Annotated in this window: 6 protein-coding genes; 4 read left to right on the top strand and 2 right to left on the bottom strand. The window is 55.1% G+C overall.

The features are described from left to right. Positions 1 to 130: 130 nt before the first annotated feature. Positions 131 to 1,141 carry a class 1 fructose-bisphosphatase gene (locus tag H8S59_RS26540; RefSeq protein ID WP_027902274.1) on the top strand — a complete coding sequence of 337 codons (1,011 nt, stop codon included), beginning with the start codon at positions 131 to 133 and terminating at the stop codon, positions 1,139 to 1,141. Positions 1,142 to 1,146: 5 nt separating this feature from the next. Beyond that, positions 1,147 to 1,749: a DUF924 family protein gene (locus tag H8S59_RS26545; RefSeq protein ID WP_187523339.1), complete on the top strand. Its 603-nt coding sequence runs from the start codon at positions 1,147 to 1,149 to the stop codon at positions 1,747 to 1,749. A 4-nt stretch (positions 1,750 to 1,753) separates the two neighbouring features. Here H8S59_RS26545 and H8S59_RS26550 read toward each other — a convergent pair whose 3' ends face one another. Both H8S59_RS26550 and H8S59_RS26555 read right to left on the bottom strand, forming a co-directional pair. Further along, on the bottom strand, positions 1,754 to 2,086 hold the full coding sequence (locus H8S59_RS26550) for a type II toxin-antitoxin system RelE/ParE family toxin (protein WP_095092555.1): 333 nt from the start codon (positions 2,084 to 2,086) through the stop codon (positions 1,754 to 1,756). Further along, a complete protein-coding gene (locus H8S59_RS26555) occupies positions 2,083 to 2,355 on the bottom strand; it encodes a type II toxin-antitoxin system Phd/YefM family antitoxin (RefSeq protein WP_095092557.1) in 273 nt (90 codons plus the stop codon). Before H8S59_RS26555 ends, H8S59_RS26550 begins: the two co-directional genes overlap by 4 nt. A 183-nt stretch (positions 2,356 to 2,538) precedes the next feature. Between H8S59_RS26555 and H8S59_RS26560 the strand changes: the two genes are divergently transcribed. Together H8S59_RS26560 and H8S59_RS26565 are read left to right on the top strand one after the other, a co-directional pair. Further along, positions 2,539 to 2,793: an outer membrane protein assembly factor BamE domain-containing protein gene (locus H8S59_RS26560; RefSeq protein WP_095092559.1), complete on the top strand. Its 255-nt coding sequence runs from the start codon at positions 2,539 to 2,541 to the stop codon at positions 2,791 to 2,793. A gap of 3 nt (positions 2,794 to 2,796) precedes the next feature. Continuing rightward, positions 2,797 to 3,375: a lipocalin family protein gene (locus tag H8S59_RS26565; RefSeq protein WP_095092561.1), complete on the top strand. Its 579-nt coding sequence runs from the start codon at positions 2,797 to 2,799 to the stop codon at positions 3,373 to 3,375. Positions 3,376 to 3,396: the final 21 nt, after the last annotated feature.

The raw sequence follows: 3,396 nt of genomic DNA on the forward strand, positions 1-3,396 counted from the left end.
TCAGCATTTTCCGGCTACGCTTTGCCCACCCGTGAACTCAATGGGTGTTAACCCAGTCTTATGGGCAGTATTACGTCTCGACTCGCGCTAAACTGCGCGGGTTTTTTATTCCCCCTATTCGGAGCTATCCATGTCCCGCGTTACCCTGAGTCGCTATTTGATTGAGCAGACCCGCAGCAACAACACTCCTGCCGATCTGCGCTTCCTGATCGAAGTGGTGGCGCGAGCGTGCAAGGAAATCAGCCACGCCGTTTCCAAAGGCGCGCTGGGCGGTGTGCTCGGCAGCATGGGCACTGAAAACGTCCAGGGCGAAGTGCAGAAGAAGCTCGACGTGATTTCCAACGAAATCCTGCTCGAAGCCAACGAATGGGGCGGTCACCTGGCGGGCATGGCGTCCGAAGAAATGGACAACGCCTACCAGATCCCAGGCAAATACCCGAAAGGCGCGTACCTGCTGGTTTTTGACCCACTGGACGGTTCGTCGAACATCGACATCAACGCTCCGGTCGGCACCATCTTCTCCGTACTGCGCTGCCCGAATGAATACCTGAGCCAGAACGAGCCTTTGAACGAGAAGGCTTTCCTGCAGCCAGGCACCCAACAAGTAGCCGCCGGTTATGCCATTTACGGTCCACAGACCATGCTGGTGCTGACGTTGGGCGACGGCGTCAAAGGCTTCACGCTGGACCGCGAAATGGGCAGTTTCGTACTGACCCACGAAGACATCAAGATCCCGACCTCCACTCAGGAATTCGCGATCAACATGTCGAACCAGCGCCACTGGGAAGCTCCAGTACAACGCTACGTTGACGAACTGCTGGCTGGCGAAGACGGTCCGCTGAAAAAGAACTACAACATGCGCTGGGTTGCTGCGATGGTTGGCGATGTACACCGCATCCTGACCCGCGGCGGTCTGTTCATGTACCCACGTGACAGCCGCGAGCCTTCCAAGCCGGGCAAACTGCGTTTGATGTACGAGGCCAACCCGATGTCGTTCCTGGTCGAACAAGCTGGCGGCGCGTCCACCGACGGTCATCAGCGCATCCTCGACATTCAGCCGGATGGCCTGCACCAGCGTGTTGCGGTGTTCCTGGGCTCGAAAGAAGAAGTTGAGCGCGCGACCTCGTACCACAAGGCCTGACTATCATGACTGCCCCTTGGCTCCCACTGCTGGAATGGTGGTTCGGCTCTGCCGGATCGCCCTCCGAAGTGGCAAAAGCCAAGGGCAAGTTGTGGTTCGGCAAAGACCAGGCTCAAGACACCGAAGCGCGGACGCGTTTTGGTGATCTGGTCGAATCTGCGCTTTCGGGTGGATTGAAAGAGTGGACTGAAAGCCCTGACGGCTGGCTGGCACTGGTGCTGTTACTCGACCAACTGCCACGCATGATTTATCGCGACACGCCTAACGCCTTCGCTGGCGATCAACGCGCCCAGGCACTTGTCGCCCACGGCCTGAAACTCGGTCGCGACCAGCATCTGGACCCGCTGCAACGTACCTTCATCTATCTGGTGCTGGAACACAGCGAAACCCTCGATGCACAAAATGACGCCGTCGCCCGCTTCACCGAACTCCTCCCCCTGCTCCCCGCCACTGACCGCGATTATTTCAACAGCAGCCTCGACTACGCCGAACGCCACCGAGCAGTCATCGACCGCTTTGGGCGCTTCCCGCATCGCAATGCAATCGTGGGGCGCGATTCAACGCCGGAAGAGATTGAATTTCTGAAAGAGCTTGGCTCACGATTTTAAGATGCTATTGCGAGCTAAGCAGCAGACGTCTGGTCAGTAAATCTGTCATATTTCTGCGGGTATCTACGATGGCATGGATGAAGACGACATCTTGCCGCGTCTCATAGATGATCCGGTTCATGCCTGAGACTATTTGGCGAAACGACCCCAGGTTTAGCATTTCGATTTCTTCAGGAGCATTCCCGGAAAGGGGCAATGCCTCAAGCGTTTTCAACGCGCCTTTCAGCTTTTCAGAGGTCGCCAACCACGTGGTGTGAGAAAACTTCCTCACAATGTAATTTCGAAGCTCTTTAAGGTCATGCTGTGCAGATTTCAAAATGACGACTTTGAAACTCATTCGTCATCGTTCCTGTCCAGCGCTGCAAATACCTCATCGACATCGTTGAACTCTCCACGCTCTATTTCACGACTTCCCAACGCCAGAATTTTGAGCAGGGCAAAAGTTTCCAACTGCTGTTCATAGCTTTTAACGTCGAGCACAACCAGCTTCGCTTCACCGTTTTGTGTGATCAACATCGGCTCACGACTTTCAGATAAATCTTTAACAATTTCTGCCGCATGACTTTTGAGATAGCTAATGGGCTTTACGTGCGTCGAAAGCTTCATGGGTCAAATTCCCAGCAAGGACCAGATAACTGATTTTAGTCCGAATTTAGTCCTTCCAGCAAAGACCTTTCGACCAAGGGAACCAGATCCCCCTTTTCTCTTCTAAGCTTGCGGTATTACGCCAGCAACCTGCCCATCGACCGTTTGCTGCGGCGTTGCCCTTTCCGTTCAGGAGCTTCATCCATGTCTCTGCGCTCTCTAGCGTTGTTGTCGTTTTGCGTGCTGCTGGCCGCATGCAGCAAGGTCAATCAGGAAAACTACTCGAAACTGTCTGCGGGCATGCCCAAGGCGGAAGTTGAACAGCTGCTGGGCAGCCCGACTGAATGCTCCGGCGCGCTGGGCATGTCCAGCTGCACGTGGGGCGACCAGAACAGTTTCATCAGCGTGCAGTATGCCGCCGACAAGGTTGTGCTTTTCACGAGTCAGGGCTTGAAATAACAGATGATCAAATTACTTGTGCGTTTTGGTCTGGTGCTCATGGCCAGCTTCCTCGCAATCGGTTTCGCGCATTCTGCTGAAAACCTCGAGCCAAAAACGGTTGGCAATGTCGACCTCAAGCAATATCAGGGTACCTGGTACGAAATCGCCCGCTTGCCCATGTTCTTCCAGCGCAAATGCGCACAATCCGAAGCGAATTACGCCCTCAAGGACGACGGTAGCGTTGGCGTGACTAACCGCTGCAGGACGATCGAAGGTGAGTGGCAGGAAGCGACAGGCACAGCCACGCCGCAAGTGCCGGGTAAAACTGACAAGTTATGGGTGGAGTTCGATAACTGGTTCTCCCGCCTGCTGCCTGGCGTAGCCAAAGGCGACTACTGGGTGCTCTACATCGGCGACGGCTACAAAACCGCTGTCGTAGGCAACCCGGATCGCAAATACCTGTGGCTGCTGTCGCGCACGCCGACCATCTCCAAGGATGTGAAAGAGCATCTGCTCAGCCAGGCCCAACAGCAGGGGTATGACACGACCAAGCTGGTCTGGCGGGTTGAAGATTCGAAGATCGGGAAAACCGAGAAATAATCACTGCCGGGATCGTCGTCC

It is taken from the genome of Pseudomonas folii, assembly GCF_014357575.1.
GTDB lineage: Bacteria > Pseudomonadota > Gammaproteobacteria > Pseudomonadales > Pseudomonadaceae > Aquipseudomonas > Aquipseudomonas folii.